We start from the raw sequence: 25378 nt of genomic DNA on the forward strand, positions 1-25378 counted from the left end.
CCTCGACCGCCACGGATCCGGCCCGCTCAGTGGACCGTTCCACTTGGGCGGGATCCGCCGCCGTCCCACCATCGGGACATGGACCTCATGGACATCCAGGCGCCCCCGGAGGGCACCTACGCGGAAGCGGACGGCGTCAAGTACCACTACGTCGACCTGGGGGAGGGCAGCGCCACGGTCTTCCTGCACGGCGGCGGCCCCGGATGCACCGGCTGGTCGGACTTCGGGCAGGTGGCCCCCCTGTTCGCGGCGGACCGCCGCTGCCTGCTCGTCGACATCCTCCAGTACGGCAAGTCCGCCAAGCCCGTCATCACGGGGCCCATGTGGGACTACCACGCGGCCAAGACCGTGGCCCTGCTCGACGAACTCGGCGTCGACCGCGCCGACTTCGTCTGCAACTCGTGGGGCGGCACCATCGCGCTCAACCTGGCCGCCAAGTACCCCGAGCGCGTACGGTCGTTGGTGATCACCGGCAGCATGCCCGTCTTCTACGGCCCCCTCGCGCCGTTGCCCGAGGGCGGTCGCCGCGGCCGCAACGCCCGTGACGTGTACTACGGCGGCACCGGCCCCTCGTGGCGGAAGATGCGTGAACTCATCGCCCGCCTGGAGTGGTTCGACCCCGACGCCGTCCCCGACGGCACGGTGACCCTGCGCCACGAACAGAGCCTCGACCCCGAGGAGACCGCCCTCGCCGGTGCCTCCGACAACCCGCGCGGCGACTGGCAGGACCTCACCGCCGAACTCGGCCGGATCGCCGCGCCGACGCTCTTCCTGTGGGGCATGCAGGACGCGTTCCTGACCCCGGACTACCCGCTGATGCTGGCCCGCATGATCCCCAAGGGCAACCTGCACGTGATGAGCGAGGCCTCCCACCACCCGCAGGAGGAACGGCCCTACGACTACCACAGCGTCGTCACCGGTTTCCTGAACCAGCAGCACAACTGACCCCGCACCACCGACTCTCCGGGGAGGAGACGTGAGCGAGACCGTGCCGCGCGTCGTCGAACTGTCCAGCCCCTTCACCCGGTTCGCCGGCCGGCTGCTGGTCGGGCTCGGGTACGAGGTCGTGCTCGTCGAACCGCCGGAAGGCGACGAGAGCCGACGCGAACTCGACGGCGACGCGTTCGTCCACTGGCACGCGGGCAAGCGGTCGGTCGTCCCCGCCTCGCCGGAGGAACTGCGCGGTCTGCTGGCCGGCGCCGACGTGCTGCTCGACGGGAGTCCGGGTGGCGCGGAGGCGCTCGCCGAAGGGCTCGACGACCTCGTGCACGTGCGCGTCACCCCCTTCGGGCTGACCGGCCCGCGCACCGACTGGCAGGGCACCGACTTCGTGGTCGCCGCGCTGGGCGGCATGCTCGCCCAGGTCGGCGACCCCGACGGCCCGCCGCTACGGCTCCCCGAGCAGCAGGCGGAGCAGCTCGCGGGCGTCAACGCCGCCATCGCCGCCCTGCTCGCCCTCCGCGCCCGCCGCGCCGGCCCGGGACAGCTCGTCGACGTCTCCGCGCAGGCGTGCGTCGCGGCCGCACTGGAGGCGGGGACCCTCGCCTACCTGCACGAGGACCGGGTGCCGCCCCGCCCCGGCAGCGTCCATCCCCTCGTCCCGCACGGCCTGTTCCGGGCCGCCGACGGCTACCTGGGCGGCGGCCTCGGCGGCAGCCCGCGCATGTGGGACGCGCTGCTGGAGTGGCTGCGCGAGGAGGACGCGGCGGCCGACCTCACGGAACCGCGCTGGCAGGACCCGGTCGAACGCAAGAAACACCAGGAGCACGTGTTCAAGGTCGTCCAGGACTTCGTGGGCACCTGGCCCAAGGCCGAGTTCGCGGAACGGGCCCAGGCCCGGAAGCTGCCCTGGGCCGCCGTCGACCTGCCCCACGAACTCCCCGACAACCCGCAGCTCGCCGCCCGCGACTTCTTCACCCGGGTACGGACACCGGAAGGGGAGCGGACCGACCTGGGCTTCCCCTTCGCGTTCCCCGAAGGCCACCGGGTACGGGAGCTGGAGGTCCGGGACGTGGGCGCGGACCAGGAACTGCTGCACGCCGGACCGCCCACCGAACCCCCGGTGCGGCAGACCTCCGTACAGCCCGCCCTGCACGGCATCCGCGTCCTCGACCTGACCTGGGTCCTCGCGGGCCCGTACTGCACCAAGGTCCTCGCCGACCACGGTGCCGACGTGATCAAGGTCGAGTCCATGGGCCGCCCCGACCCCACCCGCTTCGCCCCCTTCATGCACCTCTCCCGAGGCCCCCACACCGACCCCGACACCAACGGCTACTTCAACGAGGTCAACCGCAACAAACGCAGCATCGCGCTCGACACCCGGACCGACGACGGCATCGCGGTGCTGCGCGACCTCATCGCCCACAGCGACGTCCTCGTGGAGAACTTCAGCTCCACGGTCATGCGCAAACTCGGCCTGGGCTACGAGGAGTTGCGCCGCATCAACCCGGACCTCGTGTACGTCAGCATGTCGGGTATGGGGCACACCGGGCCGCGCAACGGCTGGGTGTCGTACGCCGACACGGTCTCGGCGAGCGGCGGACTGACCGGGCTGACCGGCTGGGGCCCGGACGACGTGGTCGGCGTGATCTACGGCCACGGCGACATCGTCGCGGGCCTCCAAGCCGCCCTCGCCACGGTCGCCGCGCTGGAGCACCGCTCCCTCACCGGACGCGGACAGCACGTCGACCTGTCCCAACTGGAGGCGATCGCCGCCCACATGGGCACGAGCCTCCTCGGCGGCCGGAGGGTGACACCGGCGGGCAACACCCATCCGAGCTGGAGCCCGCAGGGTGTTTACCGCTGCCTCGGCGCCGACCGCTGGCTGGCCGTGAGCGTGCGCGACGACACCGAGTGGGCCGCGCTGTGCGAGGTCATAGGCCGCCCCGAACTCGCCACCGACGAGCGGACGTTGACCGCCGAAGCGCGCAGACACGCCACGGCCCTGGTCGACGCCGCGCTGGGGGAGTGGACCCGCACGCTCCCCGCCGACGTCGCCGCCGAGGCGCTCCAGGCGCGCGGTGTCCCGGCCGGGGCGGTACAGGACGGCCGCGAACTCGTCGAGCACGACCCGCAGTTGAGGGCCCGCGGCTTCTATGTGCGCAAGGAGCACCCGGTCGCGGGCGCCTTCCTCCACGAAGGCGTCCCGATCCGCCTCACCCGCACACCCGGCGGGATCCGCGAGGCCGCGCCCGTACTCGGGGCCGACACCGACGCCGTACTGACAGAGGTGGCGGGGTTCTCGGCGGAGCGCGTCCAGCGGCTCCGGGAGGCCGGAGTCCTGCGGTGACCGACACCGTCCCCGGCCTCCTCGACGCGGCGGCCGGGGAGTTCGGCGACCGGACCTTCCTGCGGGTGGGGGAGGTGACACGGACGTACGCACAGACCCGTACGGCCGCCGCCACCATGGCCGGAGCGCTCGCCGAACGCGGCTGCCGACCGGGTGACCGTGTCGCCGTCATGGCCGGCAACCGGATCGAGTTCGTCGACCTCGTCCTGGGCTGCGCCTGGCTGGGGGCGGTACTGATCCCGCTCAACACCGGGCTGCGGGGCGGTGGACTCCGGCAGGTGCTGCGCGCGGCGGAGCCCCGATTCCTGCTGGTGGAGGAGGAGTTGGCGGAACGTGTCGTATCGGCGGGATTCCAGGGGGAGTTGTGGGTCGTGGGCGGGGACGACGTACCGGCACCGGGCAGGACGCCCGCCGTACCGGCGGCCCAAGTGCGCCCGGACGACACCGCGTTCGTGCTGTTCACCTCCGGCACCACGGGGACGGCGCGCGGGGTGCGGTGCCCGCACGCGCAGACCGTCTGGTGGGGTCGTAACGTCTCCGACTCGCTTCGCCTCACCGCCGACGACGTGCTGTACACCTGTCTTCCGCTGTTCCACACCAACGCGCTGAACATCCTCGCGCACGCCATGGCGGTGGGGGCGAGTTGCGTGATCGACGAGCGGTTCTCGGCATCGCGGTACTGGGAGCGGGTGGCCGGGGCAGGGGCCACCGTCGTCTATCTGCTGGGCGCGATGGTGCCCATGCTGCTGGCCCAGTCTTCCGGCCCCGCCGACCGTGCGCACCGGGCCTGGCGCGGGCTCTCGCCGGCGACTCCCGAGTCTGCGTGGGAGCCGTTCCGGGAGCGGTTCGGGGTCACGCTGGTCGACGGGTTCGGGTCGACGGAGACGAACCTGGTCGTCGGGTCGACGCCCGAGGAACAGCGGCCCGGTTACCTGGGTACCGTGCGCGACGGGTTCTCCGCGCGGGTGGTCGACGAGCTGCTCACGCCCGTCGCGGACGGTGTCGCCGGTGAGCTGGTGGTCCGTAGCGCACATGAATTCGCCTTCTGCACAGGCTACTTGGGGGAGCCGGAGCCCGGACCCACCGCATGGCGGCGCACCGGCGACCGGGTGGTGCGCGAGGCCGACGGGTGGTTCCGGTTCGTCGACCGGATCAAGGACGTCATCCGGCGGCGCGGCGAGAACGTCTCCTCGCACGAGGTGGAGTCCGTCGTCCGCGCGCACCCGGCGGTCGCCGACGCGGCGGCCTTCCCGGTGCCCTCGGAGCTGGCCGAGGACGAGGTCATGGTCGCGGTCGTCCCCGCGCCCGGGCAGGCGCTGGACCTCCGGGACCTCGTACGGCACTGCGCGGAGGAGCTGCCCGACTTCGCCGTGCCCCGGTACCTCGACACCGTCCGTGAGCTCCCGCTCACCGAGACCGGCAAAGTTCGCAAGGCGGTCCTGCGGGAACGTGGGGTCACCGCCACCACCTGGGACCGTTCCACACCGCCCACCCCGGCACGACATCAAACTTGAACTATTTGTTTTCTTGAATCACTAGTGTTTATGGCTGTAGGTTGAGCGCCATGACCGCATCCCAGCCACCGACCACCGCCGAGGAGCTGCGCGGTGCCGGCCTGCGGGTGACGGCAGCCCGCGTCGCGCTGCTCGAGACCGTCCGGCACGGCGACCATCTCGATGTCGAGGCGGTCGCGTCCGGGGTCCGTGACCGCGTAGGACACATATCGCTCCAGGCCGTCTACGACGCCCTCCACGCGCTGACCTCGGCCGGACTCATACGCCGTATCGAACCGGCGGGCAGTCCCGCCCGCTTCGAAGGACGCGTCGGCGACAACCACCACCACCTCATGTGCAGGTCGTGCGGTGTCGTCGCCGATGTCGACTGCGCGGTCGGCGAGGCACCCTGCCTGACCGCTGCCGACGACCAAGGCTTCTCGATCGACGAGGCCGAGGTCATCTACTGGGGTCTGTGCCCCGCCTGTACCGCAGTCCCCAGTTCCTGAGCCACGTGTTCCACCCCGTTCTGGAAGGATTCCCATGTCTGAGAACCACGACGCAATCGTCACGGACGCGAAGTCGGAGGATGCCGGGGGCTGCCCCGTCGCGCACGGGCGCGCCGCGCACCCCACCCAGGGCGGCGGTAACCGTCAGTGGTGGCCGGAGCGCCTCAACCTGAAGATCCTCGCCAAGGACCCGGTGGTCGCGAACCCGCTCGGCGCGGACTTCGACTACGCCGAGGCGTTCCAGGGTCTCGACCTCGCGGCCGTCAAACAGGACATCGCCGAGGTGCTGACCACCTCGCAGGACTGGTGGCCGGCGGACTTCGGCAACTACGGCCCGCTGATGATCCGGATGGCCTGGCACAGCGCCGGCACCTACCGCATCAGCGACGGCCGCGGCGGTGGCGGCCGCGGCCAGCAGCGCTTCGCGCCGCTGAACAGTTGGCCGGACAACGGCAACCTGGACAAGGCCCGCCGGCTGCTGTGGCCCGTCAAGAAGAAGTACGGCCAGTCCATCTCCTGGGCCGACCTCATGATCCTCACGGGCAACGTGGCGCTGGAGTCGATGGGCTTCGAGACCTTCGGCTTCGGCGGCGGCCGCGCCGACGTCTGGGAGGCCGACGAGGACGTGTACTGGGGTCCCGAGACCACCTGGCTCGACGACCAGCGCTACACCGGCGACCGCGAGCTGGAGAACCCGCTCGGCGCCGTCCAGATGGGCCTCATCTACGTCAACCCCGAGGGCCCCAACGGCAACCCGGACCCGCTGGCCGCGGCCCGCGACATCCGTGAGACCTTCCGCCGGATGGCGATGAACGACGAGGAGACCGTCGCCCTCATCGCCGGTGGCCACACCTTCGGCAAGACCCACGGCGCGGGCCCGGCCGAGTCGGTCGGCGACGACCCCGAGGCCGCCCCGCTGGAGGCGCAGGGCCTGGGCTGGAAGTCCACCTACGGCACCGGCAAGGGCGGCGACGCGATCACCTCCGGCCTCGAGGTCACCTGGACCACCAAGCCCACCCAGTGGAGCAACGACTTCTTCGACATCCTCTTCGGCTACGAGTGGGAGCTGACCCAGAGCCCCGCCGGCGCCAACCAGTGGGTGGCCAAGGACGCCGAGGCGATCATCCCCGACGCGCACGACGCGTCGAAGAAGAAGCTCCCGACGATGCTCACCACCGACCTCTCGCTGCGCTTCGACCCGATCTACGGTGAGATCTCGAAGCGCTTCCACGAGAACCCGGCGCAGTTCGCGGACGCCTTCTCCCGCGCGTGGTTCAAGCTGACCCACCGTGACCTGGGCCCGAAGTCCCTGTACCTCGGCGCGGAGGTCCCCTCCGAGACCCTGCTGTGGCAGGACCCGCTGCCGCAGGCCGAGGGCGAGACCATCGACGCCGCCGACGTCACGGCCCTCAAGGCGAAGATCCTCGCCTCGGACCTGACCGTCTCGCAGCTCGTGTCCGCCGCGTGGGCGTCCGCCTCCACCTTCCGCGGCAGCGACAAGCGCGGCGGCGCCAACGGTGCCCGTATCCGCCTGGAGCCGCAGCGCGGCTGGGAGGCCAACGACCCCGACCAGCTCGCTCAGGTGCTGCGGGTCCTCGAAGGGATCCAGCAGGAGTTCAACTCCGGCGCCAAGAAGGTCTCCCTGGCCGACCTGATCGTCCTCGGCGGTGCCGCTGCGGTCGAGAAGGCCGCCAAGGACGGCGGCGTCGACGTGGAGGTCCCCTTCACGCCGGGCCGTGTCGACGCGACCGAGGAGCACACGGACGTCGAGTCGTTCGCCGCGCTGGAGCCGACCGTCGACGGCTTCCGCAACTACCTCGGCAAGGGCAACCGCCTCCCCGCCGAGTACCTGCTGCTCGACCGGGCCAACCTGCTCACGCTGACCGCCCCCGAGCTGACCGTCCTCGTCGGCGGCCTGCGCGTCCTGGGCGCCAACCAGGGCCAGTCCACCCACGGCGTCCTCACCGACAAGGTCGGCACGCTGACGAACGACTTCTTCGTCAACCTGCTCGACCTGGGCACCACCTGGTCCTCGACCTCCTCGGACCAGCAGACCTTCGAGGCCCGCGACGCCTCCGGCGCGGTCAAGTGGACCGGCACCCGTGCCGACCTGGTCTTCGGCTCGAACTCCGAACTCCGCGCGCTCGCCGAGGTCTACGCGAGCGACGACGCGAAGGAGAAGTTCGTGAAGGACTTCGTCGCCGCGTGGGCCAAGGTCTCCGACCTGGACCGCTTCGACCTCGTCTGAGCAGTCCGCACCACCTGACGTCCGGGTCGGCCCTCACGGGTCGGCCCGGACGTTTCTCAACCTCTGAACTCGCGGCACAGGCGTGCACGTTCGTCACCTAAGCTCCTCCGCATGAACGAGGGGGAGACCCACAGACGGGTCGTCGACGGCCGCTTCGAGCTCGTGTCACGGCTCGGCGGCGGTGGCATGGGCACGGTGTGGCGCGCCCAGGACCTGCTGCTGCACCGCTACGTCGCCGTCAAGGAGGTCCGGCCGCCGGACATCGACCTCGCCGAGTACGACCCCGGCGCGGCGGAGATGCTGCGCCAGCGGGTCCTGCGCGAGGCACGGGCGCTGGCCCGGGTCGAGCACCCGAACGTGGTGACGATCCATCACATCGTCGACGGCGGCGAGGGCACCTACCCCTGGCTCGTCATGGAACTCGTCCAAGGCGGCTCACTGGCCGACCGGTTGGAGCGGGGACCGATGGCACCGGCGGAGGCCGCCCGGCTCGGCTCCGGAGTGCTCGACGCCCTCAACGCGGCGCACGAGGCGGGCGTCCAGCACCGCGACGTGAAACCCGCCAACGTGCTGCTGCGCACCGACGGCCGCCCCGTGCTCACCGACTTCGGCATCGCCGCGATCCGCGACGCCACCGCCCTCACCGCCACCGGCTCGATCATCGGCACGCCCGACTACATGGCCCCCGAGCGGGTCTCGGGCCACAGTGGTGGTCCCGCCGCCGACCTGTGGTCGCTGGCGATGATGCTGTACGTCGCCGTCGAGGGCCACCACCCGCTCCGGCGCGGTACGACGCTGGCCACGCTGGCCGCCGTACTCCAGGAGGACGTGCCACCACCTGCGCGGGCCGGGTCGTTGATGCCGGTGCTGTCCTGCGTGCTGGTCCGCGATCCCGAGGCGCGCCCGGATGCCGGGACGGTGGGGCGGATGCTGGCCGCCGCCGCGGCACAGCCCGAGGACAGTCGCCCCGAGACCACCTCGTACCGGCTCGCACCCCCGGCGCCTCCGTCGCCGCCGCCCACCAGTGGCATGCAGACGACGAGCCGGCGGCGCCCGGCGAAGCGGTCGCGAAGTGTCGCCGTGGTCTCCAGCGTCGTAGGCGTGGTGCTGATCGGCACGCTGGCCTGGAAGGTGCTGCCGGGCGGGAACAGCGACAACAACGGCTCGTCGGCGTCCGCGGGTGCCGCTGGGCAGACTCAGCAGAGCACGCCCTCCGTTTCGGCCAGCGAGAGCAGCGCCGCCGTGAAGACCCAGGACATGCTCACCCCGACCGGCATCCGGACCGCGATCAAGGCGTTCAAGGCGAAGACGGGGAGTGACAGGTTCGCCGACTTCTCCGTCTACCCGGGATACGTCATCGCGGATGTGATGGTGAAGGGCAGCCAGACCAGGTACACCAGCTACACCTATCGCTCCGGTACCGGTTTCGACGAGGCGTTCGACAACAAGGACACGATCATCGACGGAGACCAGCCGGTGAAGCTGGACGACTTCAACTGGGACGCCGTTCCCGCGTTGCTGAAGCGCGCGAACAAGGACCTGAAGGTCAAGGACCCGACGAGCCGTTACCTGTTGCTCCGGTCGCCGAGCACCAACGGCGGGAACACCCCGGCGGGCATGGCGATCTATCTGAGTGACGAGTACGGCTCCAGCGGTTTCCTGGAGGCCACCCCGCAGGGCATCGTGACGAGACTGGAGCCGGCCGACGAGTAGATTCAGCGCGTGCCCACCCTGCTGATCGTCCATCACACCCCCTCGCCCAACTGCCAGTCCATGTTCGAGGCCGTCCTCGCCGGGGCGACAACCCCGGAGATCGAGGACGTACGGGTCGTACGCCGTGCCGCCCTGTCCGCGACCGTGTCGGACGTGCTGGCCGCCGACGGATTTCTGCTGGGCACGCCCGCGAACCTCGGTTACATGTCCGGCGCCCTCAAGCACTTCTTCGACCAGATCTACTACCCGTGCCTGGACGAGACCCGGGGCCGGCCCTTCGGGTACTACGTGCACGGCGGGAACGACGTGACGGGAGCCGTGCGCGGCATCGAGTCGATCACGACCGGGCTGGGCTGGCGGCGGGTCGCGGACCCGGTGGCGCTGACCGGTGAGCCCGACAAGGCGGGTACCGAGGCCTGCTGGGAACTCGGGGCCACGGTCGCCGCCGGGCTGACGGCCTGAGCGGGCGGCCGCCACCCGTTCGGACGCCGAAGAGTGTCGTGACCACCCGGAGCACCCTCAGCGTGGAGGGACATGCCCCTCCGAGTGACAGGAGTTCTTCATGAGGAAGCGTCTGACGGCCGTGGTGGGTCTTGCGGGTGCGGCGTTGCTGCTGTGTGCCGGTACGGCGAGCGCGGACCCCGACCCCGTCGGTACCGCCGTCGACAGCCCGGGCGTGCTCTCCGGAAACGTCGTCCAGATCCCCGTCGACCTGGACCTGAACGTGTGCGGCAACTCGATCAATGTCATCGGTCTGCTCAACCCCGCGCTGGGCAACACCTGCGAGGACTGACCAGCCGTACCGTGAACGAGCCGTGGGCCACGCGCCCGCGGCTCGTTCCGCGTGTCGGGAGACATGTCAGGGGACGTGTCAGGGGACGTGTCAGGGGACCTCGGGCAGCCGGTGCAGGGGAGTGCCCTGGGCCCAGCGCCGCAAGCGGGAACCGTCGATGAGCTGGACGCCGCCCTGCCTGCGCGCCCACTGCACGTCACGTCGGCTGAAGGTGCCCCGGTGGACCACCAGACGGAGATGCGGTCCGGAGCCGGGTGAACGTGCGGAGCGCGTCGGTGTCTCCTCGTCGGGCAGCGGTTCGGCCACTGGCCGGAAGGCCACCTCCAGCCGGCGGCCGAGCCGGTCGCGCGCCCGGACCCGTGCCTGGCCCTGGGCGTCGGGCCGGGCCAGCGCCCGCCAGCCGTCCCGGCGCAGCATCCGGGACACGGCCAGGGCGAGCCCCTCCACATCCAGGTCGGCGATCTCCTCGGGCGTGTAGTAGCCCAGCCTGCGACGGGCCAGCGGCCGGTTGTGCCGGACCACGGCCGCCGTGATCACGGCGAGCAGCGCCAGGCCGCCGGCGAGGGCGCCGGTGCCGAGGACGCGGTACGCCACGGCGAGGCCGGCCACGATCCCGCACACGACGAGGGCGACCACGACCAGTGCGGGCAGCACCTCGGGCAGTCCGGGGCCGTAGCGTCCCTGGGCGCGCAGCGCACGGATCGCCTCCCGCCGTCGCGAGCGCCGCGCATCGCGCTCCTCGTGCCTCTGCCGCCACTGCGTCACCAGGGTCAACTCCCCCCACCCCCAAGCGCGTTGACGTCTGCGGTAGGGATACCCGCCGGACGTGGTCCACGTGCGCGGGGACGGGAACCGGCCACCAAACCGGCCGAACTGTTTCGGCGGGCGTCGTGACCCCTTCGGGCAACGAACTCGTCCCGCCCGACCTCTGGCCCCGGATACCTACCGACCGGTATACAAGGCCAGTTGAACGAGAGACGACCGCATCGGGGCCGCCCCGTCGCACCGTCTCGTACCTGGGGAGGAATCTCATGAAGCGTGAGACGCATCCGGCCACGACGGCGCACCATCGCGGCAGGGCCGTGGCGGTCGCCGCGGCGGTCAGCGGCTGCGCCCTCGTCGTCGCCTCCGCGGCACCGGCGGCCGCGCACAACTCGGGCCAGGGGCACGGCCGTTCGACTCAGTACGTGGCGCTCGGCGACTCGTACACCTCGGGCCCGTACATACCGACCCAGGTGGACGCCAACTGCGCGCGCTCCGACCAGAATTACCCCTCGGTGGTGACGGCCGACCGCAGAGGGACCGTCCTCAAGGACGTGAGCTGCAGCGGGGCGACGACCGAGGAGATGTGGAAGGCACAGGGCACCAACGGGCCCCAACTCGACGCCGTGCAGCGGAACACGGACCTGGTGACCGTCCAGATCGGCGGCAACGACATCGGGTTCAGCACCATCATCGGCACCTGCGCCAAGCTCAGCGCCACCGACCTGACCGGCAACCCGTGCCAGCGCTACTACACCTCTTCCGGCGCCGACCAGTTGGCGCTGACCATCCTCAACACCGCGCCGAAGGTGGCCAAGGTGCTGCGCGCGGTCCACAAGAAGGCACCGCACGCGCGTGTGCTCGTCGTCGGCTACCCGGACCTCCTGCCCGACGACGGCAGCGGCTGCTACCCGTCGGTGCCGTTCGCCGCGAAGGACTTCCCCTACCTCCGTGACACCGGCAAGCGCCTCAACCTGATGCTCCGTCTGGTGGCCGCGCTCAACGGCGCGGAGTACGTCGACACCTACGGTCCGACCGTCGGCCACGACATGTGCAAGGCGCCCGCCGACCGCTGGATCGAGCCCTTGCAGCCGGCCTCCCCGGCGGCTCCGGCGCACCCCAACGCGAAGGGCGAGGCGGCCATGGCGGGCGCGGTCCTCAAACAACTGGAGAGGCACCACCGGTACTGAGGCACCGGTACCGACGGACAGCGGCGGCCCGGGTTTTCCACAGGCGGAGGTGGTGTACTCGCGAAATCCGGCCCTGACGAGCAAAGATGGGGCCGTACGCGAAGTCGGTCGATGCGGAGGAGCGGGCACATGCCACACGAGCGAGCGGGCGAACAGGCCCGCGCCGAGGATCTCGTAGACGTGGCCCGGCTGGTCACCGCCTACTACGCGCTGCACCCGGACCCCGCCGAGCCGGGGCAGCGCGTCGCGTTCGGCACCTCCGGGCACCGCGGGTCGTCCCTGAACACGGCGTTCAACGAGGACCACATCGCCGCCACCAGCCAGGCCATCTGCGAGTACCGGGCGGGCCAGGGCACCGACGGGCCGCTCTTCCTCGGGGCGGACACCCACGCGCTGTCGGAGCCCGCGACGGTCACCGCGCTGGAGGTGTTCGCCGCCAACGAGGTCACGGTCCTCATCGACAGCGCGGACGGCTACACGCCCACCCCGGCGGTGTCCCTCGCCATCCTCACGCACAACCGGAACCGGACCTCGGGCCTCGCCGACGGCGTCGTGGTCACCCCGTCCCACAACCCGCCCGCCGACGGCGGCTTCAAGTACAACCCGCCGAACGGCGGCCCGGCCGGCTCCGAGATCACCTCCTGGATCCAGGACCGCGCCAACGAGATCATCGCGAGCGGCCTGAAGGACGTACGCCGCATCCCCTACACGCGGGCGCTCGCCGCCCCCGGCACGGGCCGCTACGACTTCCTCGGCACGTACGTCGCCGACCTGCCGAACGTGCTCGACCTGGACGCGATCCGTTCGGCCGGTGTGCGCATCGGCGCCGACCCGCTGGGCGGGGCGTCCGTCGCCTACTGGGGCCGGATCGCCGAGGAGCACCGGCTCGACCTGACCGTGGTCAATCCGCTCACGGACCCGACCTGGCGGTTCATGACGCTGGACTGGGACGGCAAGATCCGCATGGACTGCTCGTCGCCGTACGCGATGGCCTCGCTGATCGCACAGCGCGACCGGTTCGACATCGCCACCGGCAACGACGCCGACTCCGACCGGCACGGCATCGTCACCCCGGACGCGGGCCTGATGAACCCCAACCACTATCTGGCCGTGGCGATCTCCTACCTCTACGCCCACCGTGGGCAGTGGCCCGCCGACGCGGGCGTCGGCAAGACACTGGTGTCCTCCTCGATGATCGACCGGGTCGCCGCCGATCTCGGGCGCCGGCTCGTCGAGGTGCCCGTCGGCTTCAAGTGGTTCGTGGACGGACTGGTCGACGGCTCGCTCGGCTTCGGCGGCGAGGAGTCGGCCGGCGCGTCCTTCCTGCGCCGGGACGGCTCCGTGTGGACCACCGACAAGGACGGCATCATCCTGGCGCTGCTCGCCAGCGAGATCACGGCGGTCACCGGGAAGACGCCGTCGCAGCACTACGCGGCGCTCACGGACCGGTTCGGCGCGCCCGCCTACGCCCGGATCGACGCCCCGGCCTCACGCGAGGAGAAGGCGCTCCTCGCGAAGCTCTCGCCCGCGCAGGTCACCGCCGACACCCTCGCCGGTGAGCCCGTCACCGGCGTCCTCACCGAGGCACCGGGCAACGGCGCGGCCCTCGGCGGCATCAAGGTGACGACCGCCAACGCCTGGTTCGCGGCGCGGCCCTCCGGCACCGAGGATGTCTACAAGATCTACGCCGAGTCCTTCCTCGGCCCGGACCACCTCGGCCAGGTGCAGGAGGAGGCGAAGGCCGTGGTCGGGGCGGCGCTGGGCGGCTGACGCGGAGGCCCTGGTACTGGCTGCCGTAGGAATGAATGGTGTGGCAGGCGGTGTTGGGCCGACACATGAGCCATGACGCAAGGCGGAAGTGAACCCCGTATGTCCTTCGAAACGACCGACTACACGGGGCAGACCACGTGCGGCGACGAAGCCCGCACTCCGCTGCGTGACTTCCTGCGGACCGAGACCGGCAGCGCCGCCGTCCTGGTGGCGGCGGCGCTCGTCGCGCTCGTCTGGGCCAACGTCACGCCGTCGGCGTACGAGTCGTTCTGGGAGACCCACCTCTCCGTCCGGCTCGGCTCGCACGGGGTCTCTCTCGACCTGCGCGAGTGGGTCAACAGCGGGCTGATGACGCTGTTCTTCCTCGTCGTCGGCCTGGAGGCGCGCCGCGAGTTCGACATGGGCGAGCTGCGCGAACGCCGGCGGCTGGCGCTGCCGATGGTCGCGGGCGCCAGTGGCATGCTCGTGCCGATCGCCATCTACCTGGCGATCAACAGCGGGCACGGGACGGCGAACGGCTGGGGCGCGGTGATGTCCACCGACACGGCGTTCGCGCTGGGCATGCTCGCCGTGGTGGGCCGCCATATGCCGCCCGGGCTGCGGGTGTTCCTCCTCACGATCACCGTCGTCGACGACTTCCTGGCGCTCGTGGTGATCGCCGTCTTCTACAGCGACCACATCGCCGTACCGGCACTCCTGGTCGCGGTGGGCACGTTCGCCGTCGTCATGGTGCTGCGCCGGTTCCGGGTGCGCCGCGGGCCGCTGTACGCGCTGCTCGGGCTCGTCGCCTGGGTCGCCCTGCTGAAGTCGGGCGTGGACCCGGTCGTCATCGGACTCGCCATGGGGCTGATCACGTACGCCTATCCGGCGGGGCGCGACGACCTGGAGCGCGCCACCGGCCTGTTCCGGCTCTTCCGCGAGCAGCCCACACCCGAGCTGGAACGCGACGTACGCGCCGGCATCGCGGCGTCGATCTCCCCGAACGACCGGCTGCAGCGCATCTACCACCCGTGGGCGAGCTATGTCGTGGTGCCGCTGTTCGCGCTGGCCAACGCCGGACTCCAGATCAGCGGGGAGCAACTGACCAGGGCCTTCACCTCGCCCGTCGCGCTGGGCATCCTCATCGGGTACGTCGTCGGCAAGCCGCTCGGCATCGTCTCCTCGACGGCGCTGACCAGCGTCCTGTCCCGGGGCCGGATCCGGCCGCCGGTCGGCTGGGGAGCGGTGACCGCGGGCGGCACCCTGGCGGGCGTCGGCTTCACGGTCTCCCTGCTGATCGCGACCCTCGCCTTCGACGGGACCACCCTGGAGGACGCGAAGACGGGCATCCTCACCGCCGTCATCTGCTCGTTCCTGGTCGGCCGGCTGGTCACCGGGGCGATCGGACTGCTGCCGCCGCAGGTGCGGCCGAGGGTGCTCTTCGGCAGGGCGGAGACCGTCGTCGACCTGGCGGTGCCCGTCGACCCCGACCGCGACCACCTGCGCGGACCCCGGCACGCCCCGGTGACCGTCGTGGAGTACGGCGACTACGAATGCCCCTTCTGCGGGCAGGCCGAGCCGGTAGTCCGCGAGCTGCTCGGCTCCTTCGGGGACGAGGTGCGGTACGTGTGGCGGCACCTCCCGCTCACCGACGTCCACCCGCACGCCCAGCTCGCCGCCGAGGCCTCGGAGGCCGCCGCGCTGCAGGGCGGCTACTGGGAGATGCACGACCTGCTCCTGAGCCACCAGGGCGCCCTACGCCTCAAGGACCTCCGGGGCTATGCCGAACAGATCGGCCTGGACACCGCCCGCTTCGAACGCGACATGCGGGCCCACGCCGGGGCGGGCCATGTCGCCGAGGACGTCGAGTCGGCCGACCTCAGCGGCGTCGCGGGCACCCCGACCTTCTTCGTGAACGGCCGCCGGCACCACGGCGCCTACGACATCGAGGGCCTCTCCCAGGCCGTACGGGCCGCCCGTCTGCGGGCCGCGGTGGCGGTCTAGCGGGCGGGAATGGACCGAGGGGTGCCGGTGTTGGAACGCATGTAGCTGACATGCTCGGGACAAGATCCCGGGATGTGGGCGGAAGGAGGTCCTCATGGCACGCACCACGAACCGTCCCGTCGTCACCCTGAAGTCGACGGCCGGGACCGGCGTCACCTACGTGACACGCAAGAGCCGTCGCAACGACCCCGACCGGCTGGTCCTGCGCAAGTACGACCCGGTCGCCGGAGAGCACGTCGATTTCCGCGAAGAGCGCTGAACCAGGCGCGGCGGTAGTCCCAAGCATCAGGCAGAGCGGCCGTCCCTCCGGGGACGGCCTGAGGAAGGAAGCACCATGAGGTCTGGCATCCACCCCGTGTCCCGTCCGGTCGTCTTCCGCGACCGCGCGGCGGACACCGCGTTCCTGACCACCTCGACCGCGCAGTCGGCGCGCACGATCGAGTGGGCGGACGGGAACACCTACCCGCTGATCGACGTCGAGATCTCGTCGGCCAGCCACCCGTTCTACACCGGCAACACGCGCGTCGTGGACACCGCGGGCCGTGTGGAGCGCTTCGAGCGCCGCTACGGGAGGCAGTCATGAAGGTCCGCAATTCCCTGCGCTCGCTGAAGGCCAAGCCCGGCGCGCAGGTGGTCCGCCGCCGTGGCGTGACGTTCGTGATCAACAAGAAGGATCCGCGCTTCAAGGCCCGCCAGGGCTGATCCAGCGCGTACGACCGGTCGGCCCGGCCCCGCTTCGGCGGTGGCCGGGCCGTTGTCGTGCCGTTCCCGTCTTCGTGCTCCGCGGGGAGAAAAATCCGTTCTTTATGCTTATAGCGGTACCAACCCCTTGGAGTGGTCGATGTCGCGCAGGCGCCCCGTGGACGACGGTGACGAACTGCTGGCCAGACTGGGAACGCTGACCGCCCAGGCACGCGAGCGGGCGGAGCTCCAGCGCTCCCTGCTCGAACTGGCCGTCGCCCTGCAGCGCGGCATGCTGCCCGGCGACATGCCGGTCACCCCCCGGTTCCACCTCGCCGTCAAGTACTCGCCCGCCAACCACGGCCTCAACGTGGGCGGCGACTGGTACGACGCCTTCACGATGCCCGACGGCCGCATAGGCCTGTCCATCGGCGACGTCCAGGGCCACAACATCGAGGCCGCCGCGTTCATGGGCCAGGTCCGGGTCGGCCTGCGGGCCCTCGCCTCCGTCACCAGCGAGCCCGGTGAACTCCTCGCCCTGACGAACGACCTGCTCCTGTCCCTCGGCACCGAACTCTTCGCGACCTGCACCTTCGTGCGGCTCGACCCCGTCACCGGAGTGCTGGAGAGCGCGCGGGCCGGACACATACCGTCCGTCTGGGCCACGGCGGACGGCCGCTGCGGCATCGCCGACGACGAGGGCGGACCGCCACTCGGCATCGTCGCCGGGCAGCGGTACCCCGTGACCGAGCACCGGCTCACCACCGGCGGCGTCTTCGTCCTGGTGACCGACGGCGTGGTGGAGGGCCCCTCGATGAGCGTCGACGAAGGCCTCGACCAGGTGATGCGACTCGCCGGAATCGCCGCCGTTGCGGGTATGGAGGCGGGCTCGCTGGCGGCCGCCGTGATCAAGGGAGCCGAGCGTGTGGGACACGAGGACGACGCGGCGGTACTCGTCGTGGGACACGACGACCCCGGCACCGGGACGTAGGGCCCGTCCGGCGGGACAGGGTGCAGCGGCAGCCGACACCGGTGTCTCCGTCCCCTTACGGTCCGCTCGCAGACGTCGGCCGGGTGCCGTCCCCGTCGGGCGTGGCGCCGCCCCGTGCCGCTCGCCTCGCCGACCTGGCCGGGTCAGTGTCTGATGGCTGCTGTGGTGGGTTTCGAGGTTCTGCGGCGACCGGCCGGGTACGCCCTCCTGACGCTGGCCGTCGCCGGCGGCTACTTCGCGGCGGGACGGCTCGGCCTGCTGCGGCAGTTGGTGGTCGACGGCGCCGTGTTCACACCCATCTGGCCGCCCACCGGCGTCGCGGTGGCCTGCCTGCTGATCTTCGGGCTGCGGGTGCTGCCCGGCATCGCCCTCGGCGTACTGCTCGTGATCATGTCCCTCACCTCGCTCCGGCCGACGGTGCTCGTGGTCCTGGCGGGCAACACCTTGGCCCCCGCCTGCGCCTGCCTCATGCTGCGCCGGGTGGGTTTCCGAACCGACCTCGGCAGACTGCGCGACGGCCTCGCGCTGGTGTTCCTGGGTGCCCTGTCCGCCATGCTGATCAGCGCGACCTGCGGAGTCGGACTGCTCGTCCTCACCGGCAAGCTGGCGGAGCACTCCTTCTGGCCGGTCTGGCTGGGCTGGTGGGTCGGCGACGCCATGGGCGTACTGATCATCACCCCCCTCCTGCTCGTGCTGTACACCGCGCGGCTGCCCCCGGACCTGCGCCGCTGGAAGGAGGCCCTGCTGCTCGTGGCGACCACCGCCGTGATCGTCCCCCTGGTCACCCACAGCCACGTCAGCCTGCTGTTCCTGGTCTATCCGCTGCTGATCTGGGCCGCCCTGCGGTTCCGGTTCGCGGGCAGCATGCTGTGCGCCCTGTTCGCCTCCGTCATGGCCACCATCGCGGCGACCCGGGAGACGGGCCCCTTCGGGGACCTGACCCATGTCGAGGTCATGATGAAGCTGCAGGCCTTCAACGGCACGATGGCCCTCACCGCCCTGCTGCTGTCCTCGGTCATCACCGAGCAGCGCAACACCAGACTCTCGGTGGAGAAGGCCTGCCAGGAACTGGCCGAGGTCCTCGAACACCTCACCGCGGGCGACCCACGCCAGGGCGGCCGCCCCTGACCGACCCGCGCCGTCAGCAGAGGCCCGCGCCGCCAGCGGAGACCCACGGCGTCAGAAGAGACCCGCGTCGCCCCTCCGGCGCAGCACCAGCAGCGCGGTGTCGTCCCGGGGCATGCCCGCCGTGTGGCGGCGCAGATCGCCGTAGACGGTGGCCGGTACGTCCTTCGGGAGGACCTCGCCCCAGCGCGCCGCGCGCTCCTCCAGGGGATAGAACGCGCCGGACGGATCACGTGCCTCGGTCACGCCGTCCGTGCAGAGCAGGAGCGTGCCGTCCTGCGGGAAGGCGAACCATTCGACGGTACGAGGCTCAGGGGCCAGCGCGTCGAGGCCCAGCGGAACGCAGGGCTCCTGCCGGAGCACCGGCTCGGCCCGCTTCTCGCGCAGCAGCAGCGGCGCCACATGACCGCAGTTGATCGCCTGGACCTCCTGCTCACCGTCGATGCCCAGCACCAGCGCCGTCACGAACCGCTCCCGCTCACCGGTCTGCGCCGCGAAGGAGTTGTGCCGCAGCACAGCCTCCTCCAGGGCGTCGACCACGGCGGTGAGCGTGGGTTCGGCCACGGCCGCCTCGCGGAAGGCGCTGAGCACGGCGAACGCGGCGCTGATCGCCTGCAGACCCTTGCCCTGCACATCGGCGATGAAGACACGGCTGCCGTACGGCGAGGAGACGACCTCGTAGACATCGCCGCCCACCCGGCTGTCCTCCTCCACCGGCCGGTACAGACCATGGACCAGCAGTTGGTCGGTCATCAGGGGGAACGGACGCAGGATCTGCCGTTGCAGGGCCGCCGCCGCGGAACGCAGCCGCGCGATCTCGCCCTCCCAGCGGATCCGCTGCGCCGCCCGCGCCACGCTCAGGCCGTTGAACACCAGGGTGAAGGCGATGACCGCCGCGTCGGCCCCCACCGTGCGCAGCGGGGTGTCCAAGAGGGACCCGGCTATGACGATCGTCACCCACACGGAGGCGACGGTGGTCTGCCGTACCGTCCCGCGCCCGGCGATCAGCGCCGGCAACACCACCAGAAAGGGGGCCGGCCGGGTGTCCCGGCCCAGGGCGATCCCGGTCAACGCCACCAGTGCCGTACCGCTGACGAGCCAGAACACGACCACGGCCCAGCGGAGCGGAGGCGTCGATCTTTGTCCGGCGTCGGCCACCGTGGAACCGGCCGGATCTCTCGAGGTACGCACCGGCCCTCCCGCTTCCTTCAGTCGTCGAACAACCGTGGGGAAAGCTTCCCACTCTTCAATATCAGCCCCACCCGTACCGTCCGCGAGCTGCGACAACAGCTCAGGCAGGCCCGGGACGCACAGGAGCCGCACAGGGGGCTAGATTCCGATCCGAATGTTGGGCCGATGGTGGGGGAGTTGGGGACCGTTGTTCATCTGGCGCACACTGCGGGGTGAATGGCAGGGCATTGTCGTCGATCCGGTACGGCAGTTGCTGCGACGCGGACTGAAGGGGGTGTCCCTGGCGTTCGTCGCCGCTTTCGGCGTCATCTTCTTCCACTGGCTCGCCCAGCGGCCGACCGGCGCCTCGGTCGTCCGGCACCTCGGCGGCGTCCAGGGCGACCTGCCGCTGTGGCTCGCCCTGCTGCGTACCCCCGTATCGCTGTACGTGCCCGCTCTCGACCTGCCCGTCTGGGCCGGCATCACCCAACTGTTCCTCGCGTTCGCGCTGGCCGAGCTGGCCCTGGGCCGGGCCCGGACGCTGGCCGTCGCCTACGCGACCACGCTGGCCGGCACCCTCACCGTGCGGGTGATGCTGCTGATCGGGCCCGGCTGCGGCGGCATCGGGCTACGGCCGGAGATCGGGCGCATCCTCGACACCGGGCCGTCCGCCGCGGTCGTAGGACTGTTCACGTATCTCGCCGTGGTCCGGCGCGCGCCCGTCGTGTTCCTCCTCACCGGCGGGTCGATGGTGTGGGAGTCGATCGTGAAACCCAACCTGGCCGGCCGCGAGCACCTCGTCGCGGTGGCCAGTGCCGTCGTCCTGGGCCTTGTCCACGAGCTGCGGCACAAGCGGCCGACCGTCACGACGCTGCTGCCGCAGTTCAGGACGGACCAGCCGGTCAGGGCCGAGACGCGCTGCCCATCTCCGCGGTGAACCCCGCCGGTTCGCTGTCGAACCCCCGCACCATCGCGTGGAACTCCCATGCTCCGGAGGCGTCCTTGGTGAACTCCGCGACCGTCGCGGCGGTGGACCCGGCCACCTCCGTGAAGTCGTCCGACAGCAGCTCCTTGTACCCCTCCACGACCAGCGCCCTGGCGTGCGAGAGATCACCGAACGTCCGGGTGCCGCCGTTCTGATGGATCGCCACCCCGACCACCACCCGCGCGAAGGACGTGGCGAGCCGGTCGAGTTCGAGGACCATCACCTCCATGTAGCCGTACCCCTGGCCGCTCTGGCTGTGCCGGCTCATGTTGATCGTGCCGTCCGGCGAGCGGCTCTCGGAGTTGACGACGTACACCGGGCGTCCGTGCGGTGCGTCGGCCGAGTAGGTCGCCGCGACGATGTCCAGATGGCGCGGCTGCTGCCCCCAGGGACTCGGATCCCAGCGGAGCCGTACTTCGACCTTCCCCACGACCTTGCTGACACTGCTCACTGATCGCCGCTCCCGTATCGGGCCATCACGGGACAATCCCCCGCATGGTCAAGTATCGCTCTTCGACGGCCTGTTGATGCCCATCGGACGGACCTGTCATGCCCGGGATCAAGCGCTCCGGATCGCGTCCACCAGCCCGGCGACGAGCCTCGCCCGCTCGGCCATCGACGCGACGAGCAGATACTCGTGGTCGGCGTGGGCCCCGCCCCCGACCGCTCCCAGACCGTCGAGCGTCGGCACCCCCAGCGCGGCCGTGAAGTTGCCGTCGCTCCCACCGCCGACCGCCCGTCCTTCGAGACCGGGCAGCAACCGCCGTGCCACCGCGAACAGTTCGGCCGCCGCGGACTCGGGCATCGGCGGCCGGCCGACACTTCCTTCTACGGTGATCACGGCCTCGTCGAGATGCGGGGCGAGGGCGGCGAACGCGGACTCGATCCGCTCCTTCTCGTCGGCCGACTCGATCCGGACGTCCACGACGACGGTCGCCCGCGCGGGAACCACGTTGTCCAGCGTCCCCGCGGACGCGACGGTCGGCGTGACCGTCGTACCGGCCTCGGGCCGCGCCAGGGCCGCGATGTCCAGCACCTGGTACGCCGCCTCGACCAGCGCGTTGACCCCGGCGGCGGGTTCCAGTCCCGCGTGCGAGGCCCGGCCCGTGACGGAGACCTCGAAGGTGCCGCATCCCTTGCGGCCGGTCTTCACGGCCCCGCCGTCGGCGGCACCCTCGGCCACGAGCACGGCACCGCAGGCGAGGGCGCGCTCCTCGATGAGCGCCCGGGAGGAACCGGAGCCGACCTCTTCGTCGGCGGTCACCAGGATCTCGACGCCCGACCGGTCCTCCAGCGCGGCCAGCCCGTGGATCGCCTGCACCAGACCGCCGAGCATGTCGAAGACACCGGGGCCGGTCACCCGGCCGTCCTCGACCAGGAAGGGCCGGCGCGCGAGGGTGCCCAGTGGGAACACCGTGTCGTGGTGACCGAGGATCAGCACCCGGGGTGTGCCGTCGCCGGACCAGTGGACGTGCGGGCCGCCCTCGCTGTCGACGATCGCGGCCCGGCCGCCGAGGCGTGCCTCGACGACGGCGGCCACGGTCTCTGCCGATGTCCGCAAGGCGACCAGGTCACGGGAGGGGGACTCGACCTCGACGAGGGTCCGGAGGTCTTCGATCATCGCGTCGACACTCACGTCGACGGTCTTGTGCGTGGTCACCAGGGAAGGTTACGCGGAGTGTGCGAGGGAGGGCTCGTGCTCTCGACGGCGCCTCGCGTGAGCGACAGGTCGGGCTCGTCGGGGTTCCACCTGTATTGCAGGTCCTCGTTCTTGATCAGCACGCCCGCCTCGGTCATCCGGTCGAGGATGTCGACGAGCATCTCACCCAGCGGGTAGCCGTCCACCCAGAACATTCGCTTGACCCCGCCGAACGACTGGTTCCCCGGAAACACCCCCAGGATCTTCCCGAGCTCGAAGCCCGCCGCGTCGTAGTCGGTCCAGTCGACTAGCACGTCCCGCAGACCGCCCACTGCCATGGCACCTCTCACCTCTCGGGGTCCTCATCATGCCAAGGCCGCCAAGCGACGAAGGGCCGGCCCGACGGCGAACGCGTCGAACCGGCCCAACGGCGGTGCTGATCCCCGGAGTTCGGTCAGTCCGTGCCAGACTCCATCGCGGCGCGGTCGAGCAGCGCGTCGTCCTCGGAGACCTCGCCGCGGGACGCGATGGCCTCGGCGCCGCCCTCGGGCATGCTGCCGATGAGGCCGGTCGCGGCGGCCTGCGCGGCGCCGATCGCCGTGTTGCCGGTGCCGATGAGGCCGAGGCCGGCGTACTGCTCCAGCTTGGCGCGGGAGTCGGCGATGTCGAGGTTGCGCATGGTGAGCTGGCCGATGCGGTCGACCGGGCCGAAGGCCGAGTCCTCGGTGCGCTCCATGGACAGCTTGTCCGGGTGGTAGCTGAACGCCGGGCCCGCGGTGTCGAGCAGCGAGTAGTCCTCGCCGCGCCGCAGCCGCAGGGTGACCTCACCGGTGACGGCCGAGCCGACCCAGCGCTGGAGCGACTCCCGGACCATCAGAGCCTGCGGGTCCAGCCAGCGGCCCTCGTACATCAGGCGACCGAGGCGCCGGCCCTCGTTGTGGTACTGGGCGACCGTGTCCTCGTTGTGGATCGCGTTCACGAGGCGCTCGTAGGCCGCGTGCAGCAGGGCCATGCCGGGCGCCTCGTAGATGCCGCGGCTCTTGGCCTCGATGATCCGGTTCTCGATCTGGTCCGACATGCCCAGGCCGTGCCGGCCGCCGATGGCGTTGGCCTCCATGACCAGGTCGACGGGGGAGGAGAACTCCTTGCCGTTGATCGTCACCGGGCGGCCCTGGTCGAAGCCGATCGTCACGTCTTCGGTGACGATCTCCACCGACGGGTCCCAGAACCGGACGCCCATGATCGGCTCGACGGTCTCCACACCCGTGTCCAGGTGCTCCAGGGTCTTCGCCTCGTGGGTGGCGCCCCAGATGTTGGCGTCGGTGGAGTACGCCTTCTCCGTGCTGTCGCGGTAGGGCAGCTCATGGGCGAGCAGCCACTCCGACATCTCCTTGCGGCCGCCGAGCTCGGTCACGAAGTCCGCGTCCAGCCAGGGCTTGTAGATCCGCAGGTGCGGGTTGGCGAGCAGGCCGTAGCGGTAGAACCGCTCGATGTCGTTGCCCTTGAAGGTCGAGCCGTCGCCCCAGATCTGGACGTCGTCCTCGAGCATCGCCCGGACCAGCAGGGTGCCGGTGACGGCACGGCCCAGCGGGGTGGTGTTGAAATAGGCGCGCCCGCCGGAGCGGATGTGGAACGCCCCGCAGGTCAGCGCGGCCAGACCTTCCTCGACCAGCGCCGCACGGCAGTCGACCAGACGCGCGATCTCGGCGCCGTAGGCCTGCGCGCGGCCGGGCACCGAGGCGATGTCGGGCTCGTCGTACTGGCCGATGTCGGCGGTGTAGGTGCAGGGGACGGCACCCTTGTCGCGCATCCAGGCGACCGCGACGGAGGTGTCGAGTCCGCCCGAGAAGGCGATGCCGACGCGCTCGCCGGTGGGGAGGGAGGTGAGGACCTTAGACATGGGAAGATTATGCACCCTCGCGCATGGTCATGCAAAGTCGCCTTGTTGAACCCCTTTCCGATACGCCGCTGCCGGGCACCCGTGACGCAGGAGGGCACCCGACAGCGGCGGGAGTGGGACTGTGCTCAACACCCCGCCTTGTAGAAGTACTTGCTGATCTCGGGCTGGTTCATGTTCGCCTTGGTGATGGCGACCATGCTGGTGCCGATCGACTTCTGGACGGTCTTGCCCTCGAAGGCGGCGGCGAGCTGGTCGACGGCCTCCTTGCCGATCGCCGCCGGGTCCTGCGCGACCAGGACCTGGAGGGTGCCCGCCTTGAGCGAGGCGACCTCGTCCGGTTCCGCGTCGAACGCGGCGACCTGCACCTTGCCCTGCTTGCCCGCCTGCTTGAGGCCGGTGGCTATGCCCGTACCGGTGTTGGTGTTGCCCGCGAAGACGCCGGCCAGGTCGGGGTGGGCCGCCAGCGTCGCCTGGATCTGGGAGGCCGCGGTGGCCGGCAGGTCGTTGTCGTAGAGGGTCGGCAGCAACTTGATGTTCGGGTACTTCGCCATCTCCTCGGTGAAGCCCTTGATGCGCGCGTCGGTGGTGGAGACGCCGGGCTTGACGCTGATGACGATCGCCGAGCCCTTCTCGTTCATCAGCTTGGCGAGCGCGTCGGCCGCCACCCGGCCGCCCTTCTCGTTGTCGGACGAGATGCGGGTGATGCCGATCGAGGAGTCGGAGACCGTGGTGTCCACCAGCGCGACCTTGGTCCCGGACGACTGGATCTGCTTGAGCGAGGGGGTGAGCGCGCTCACGTCGACCGGCGAGATCAGCAGCCCGTCCGGCCGGGTCGCCGCGACCGAGTCGATGAGCGGGCGCTGGACCGACACGTCCCACTGCGCGGAGCCGTCCGCGGAGAAGTCCATGCCCTTGGCCTTGGCCTCGGTCTGCGCCGCGCAGGTCATGGTGATGTAGAAGGGGTCGCTCTTGACGCCGGTGATCAGCCGGACCTTCTTGCCGGAGGCGCCTCCCTTCGACCCCGAACTGCCGCTGTCGCTCGACGAACTGCAGGCGGCGGCGCCGGTCAGGGCCAGCACGGTGCCCGCGGCGACCAGTACTTTGCGCGTGATGCGGATGTTCGACATGAGGGTGTCC

The 25378-nt window shown here is 70.9% G+C and carries 24 protein-coding genes; 17 read left to right on the forward strand and 7 right to left on the reverse strand.

The window, feature by feature from the left end; translation table 11 throughout:
• Positions 1-78 precede the first annotated feature (78 nt).
• The 8 genes from OG223_RS49410 (at position 79) to OG223_RS49445 (ending at position 10045) form a co-directional block, all read left to right on the forward strand.
• Positions 79-945 carry an alpha/beta fold hydrolase gene (locus OG223_RS49410; protein ID WP_329263977.1) on the forward strand — a complete coding sequence of 289 codons (867 nt, stop codon included), beginning with the start codon at positions 79-81 and terminating at the stop codon, positions 943-945.
• A 31-nt stretch (positions 946-976) separates the two neighbouring features.
• The gene (locus OG223_RS49415) at positions 977-3289 is read left to right on the forward strand and encodes a CaiB/BaiF CoA-transferase family protein (RefSeq protein ID WP_329263979.1); all 2313 of its coding nucleotides are present in this window, start codon (positions 977-979) and stop codon (positions 3287-3289) included.
• The gene (locus OG223_RS49420; RefSeq protein ID WP_329263981.1) at positions 3286-4803 is read left to right on the forward strand and encodes an AMP-binding protein; all 1518 of its coding nucleotides are present in this window, start codon (positions 3286-3288) and stop codon (positions 4801-4803) included. Before OG223_RS49415 ends, OG223_RS49420 begins: the two co-directional genes overlap by 4 nt.
• A 50-nt stretch (positions 4804-4853) precedes the next feature.
• Positions 4854-5291, forward strand: coding sequence for a Fur family transcriptional regulator (locus OG223_RS49425; protein ID WP_033280496.1), 438 nt, complete (start codon positions 4854-4856; stop codon positions 5289-5291).
• Between the two features lie 34 nt (positions 5292-5325).
• The gene (gene katG, locus OG223_RS49430; protein WP_329263982.1) at positions 5326-7539 is read left to right on the forward strand and encodes a catalase/peroxidase HPI; all 2214 of its coding nucleotides are present in this window, start codon (positions 5326-5328) and stop codon (positions 7537-7539) included.
• A gap of 111 nt (positions 7540-7650) precedes the next feature.
• Positions 7651-9252 carry a serine/threonine-protein kinase gene (locus OG223_RS49435; protein WP_329263983.1) on the forward strand — a complete coding sequence of 534 codons (1602 nt, stop codon included), beginning with the start codon at positions 7651-7653 and terminating at the stop codon, positions 9250-9252.
• A gap of 9 nt (positions 9253-9261) precedes the next feature.
• Complete coding sequence (locus OG223_RS49440; protein WP_329263984.1) at positions 9262-9714, forward strand: flavodoxin family protein; 453 nt, start codon at positions 9262-9264, stop codon at positions 9712-9714.
• A gap of 100 nt (positions 9715-9814) precedes the next feature.
• Complete coding sequence (locus OG223_RS49445) at positions 9815-10045, forward strand: chaplin (protein ID WP_329263986.1); 231 nt, start codon at positions 9815-9817, stop codon at positions 10043-10045.
• A gap of 90 nt (positions 10046-10135) precedes the next feature.
• Here the strand turns inward: OG223_RS49445 and OG223_RS49450 are convergent, their stop codons facing one another.
• Positions 10136-10810 (reverse strand): hypothetical protein, encoded by a 675-nt coding sequence (locus OG223_RS49450; protein ID WP_329265868.1) that lies wholly within the window; start codon positions 10808-10810, stop codon positions 10136-10138.
• A gap of 266 nt (positions 10811-11076) precedes the next feature.
• On the opposite strand from OG223_RS49450, the gene OG223_RS49455 reads away from it, so the two are divergent.
• The 8 genes from OG223_RS49455 (at position 11077) to OG223_RS49490 (ending at position 18550) form a co-directional block, all read left to right on the forward strand.
• Positions 11077-11997: an SGNH/GDSL hydrolase family protein gene (locus OG223_RS49455; RefSeq protein ID WP_329263988.1), complete on the forward strand. Its 921-nt coding sequence runs from the start codon at positions 11077-11079 to the stop codon at positions 11995-11997.
• Positions 11998-12126: 129 nt separating this feature from the next.
• Positions 12127-13767: a phosphoglucomutase (alpha-D-glucose-1,6-bisphosphate-dependent) gene (pgm, locus tag OG223_RS49460; RefSeq protein ID WP_329263989.1), complete on the forward strand. Its 1641-nt coding sequence runs from the start codon at positions 12127-12129 to the stop codon at positions 13765-13767.
• Positions 13768-13866: 99 nt separating this feature from the next.
• Positions 13867-15750, forward strand: a complete 1884-nt coding sequence (nhaA, locus tag OG223_RS49465; RefSeq protein WP_329263991.1) for a Na+/H+ antiporter NhaA — start codon at positions 13867-13869, stop codon at positions 15748-15750.
• A 94-nt stretch (positions 15751-15844) separates the two neighbouring features.
• The gene (gene rpmG, locus OG223_RS49470) at positions 15845-16009 is read left to right on the forward strand and encodes a 50S ribosomal protein L33 (protein ID WP_200690819.1); all 165 of its coding nucleotides are present in this window, start codon (positions 15845-15847) and stop codon (positions 16007-16009) included.
• A 75-nt stretch (positions 16010-16084) separates the two neighbouring features.
• Positions 16085-16333, forward strand: a complete 249-nt coding sequence (locus OG223_RS49475) for a type B 50S ribosomal protein L31 (RefSeq protein WP_317883668.1) — start codon at positions 16085-16087, stop codon at positions 16331-16333.
• Positions 16330-16452, forward strand: a complete 123-nt coding sequence (gene ykgO, locus OG223_RS49480; RefSeq protein WP_014669332.1) for a type B 50S ribosomal protein L36 — start codon at positions 16330-16332, stop codon at positions 16450-16452. Before OG223_RS49475 ends, ykgO begins: the two co-directional genes overlap by 4 nt.
• Before the next feature lie 139 nt (positions 16453-16591).
• The gene (locus tag OG223_RS49485) at positions 16592-17422 is read left to right on the forward strand and encodes a PP2C family protein-serine/threonine phosphatase (RefSeq protein ID WP_329263995.1); all 831 of its coding nucleotides are present in this window, start codon (positions 16592-16594) and stop codon (positions 17420-17422) included.
• Positions 17423-17575: 153 nt separating this feature from the next.
• Complete coding sequence (locus OG223_RS49490; RefSeq protein ID WP_329263996.1) at positions 17576-18550, forward strand: MASE1 domain-containing protein; 975 nt, start codon at positions 17576-17578, stop codon at positions 18548-18550.
• 51 nt (positions 18551-18601) lie between these two features.
• Here OG223_RS49490 and OG223_RS49495 read toward each other — a convergent pair whose 3' ends face one another.
• Positions 18602-19738 (reverse strand): PP2C family protein-serine/threonine phosphatase, encoded by a 1137-nt coding sequence (locus OG223_RS49495; protein WP_329263998.1) that lies wholly within the window; start codon positions 19736-19738, stop codon positions 18602-18604.
• A gap of 187 nt (positions 19739-19925) precedes the next feature.
• On the opposite strand from OG223_RS49495, the gene OG223_RS49500 reads away from it, so the two are divergent.
• Positions 19926-20654, forward strand: a complete 729-nt coding sequence (locus tag OG223_RS49500) for a hypothetical protein (RefSeq protein WP_329263999.1) — start codon at positions 19926-19928, stop codon at positions 20652-20654.
• On the opposite strand, the gene OG223_RS49505 is transcribed toward OG223_RS49500, so the two are convergent.
• The 5 genes from OG223_RS49505 to OG223_RS49525 form a co-directional block, all read right to left on the reverse strand.
• On the reverse strand, positions 20620-21153 hold the full coding sequence (locus tag OG223_RS49505; RefSeq protein WP_329264001.1) for a TerD family protein: 534 nt from the start codon (positions 21151-21153) through the stop codon (positions 20620-20622). The two genes, OG223_RS49500 and OG223_RS49505, sit on opposite strands and share 35 nt — an antisense overlap.
• Before the next feature lie 108 nt (positions 21154-21261).
• The gene (locus tag OG223_RS49510) at positions 21262-22362 is read right to left on the reverse strand and encodes a M20 family metallopeptidase (protein WP_329264002.1); all 1101 of its coding nucleotides are present in this window, start codon (positions 22360-22362) and stop codon (positions 21262-21264) included.
• Positions 22359-22679 carry a hypothetical protein gene (locus OG223_RS49515; RefSeq protein WP_329264004.1) on the reverse strand — a complete coding sequence of 107 codons (321 nt, stop codon included), beginning with the start codon at positions 22677-22679 and terminating at the stop codon, positions 22359-22361. Before OG223_RS49515 ends, OG223_RS49510 begins: the two co-directional genes overlap by 4 nt.
• 116 nt (positions 22680-22795) lie before the next feature.
• Entirely contained in the window at positions 22796-24241 is a 1446-nt protein-coding gene (argG, locus tag OG223_RS49520) for an argininosuccinate synthase (RefSeq protein ID WP_329264006.1), read from the reverse strand.
• A 125-nt stretch (positions 24242-24366) separates the two neighbouring features.
• Entirely contained in the window at positions 24367-25368 is a 1002-nt protein-coding gene (locus OG223_RS49525) for an ABC transporter substrate-binding protein (protein WP_329264008.1), read from the reverse strand.
• Between the last annotated feature and the right edge of the window lie 10 nt (positions 25369-25378).

The organism is Streptomyces sp. NBC_01478 (genome assembly GCF_036227225.1).
Taxonomy (GTDB): domain Bacteria; phylum Actinomycetota; class Actinomycetes; order Streptomycetales; family Streptomycetaceae; genus Streptomyces.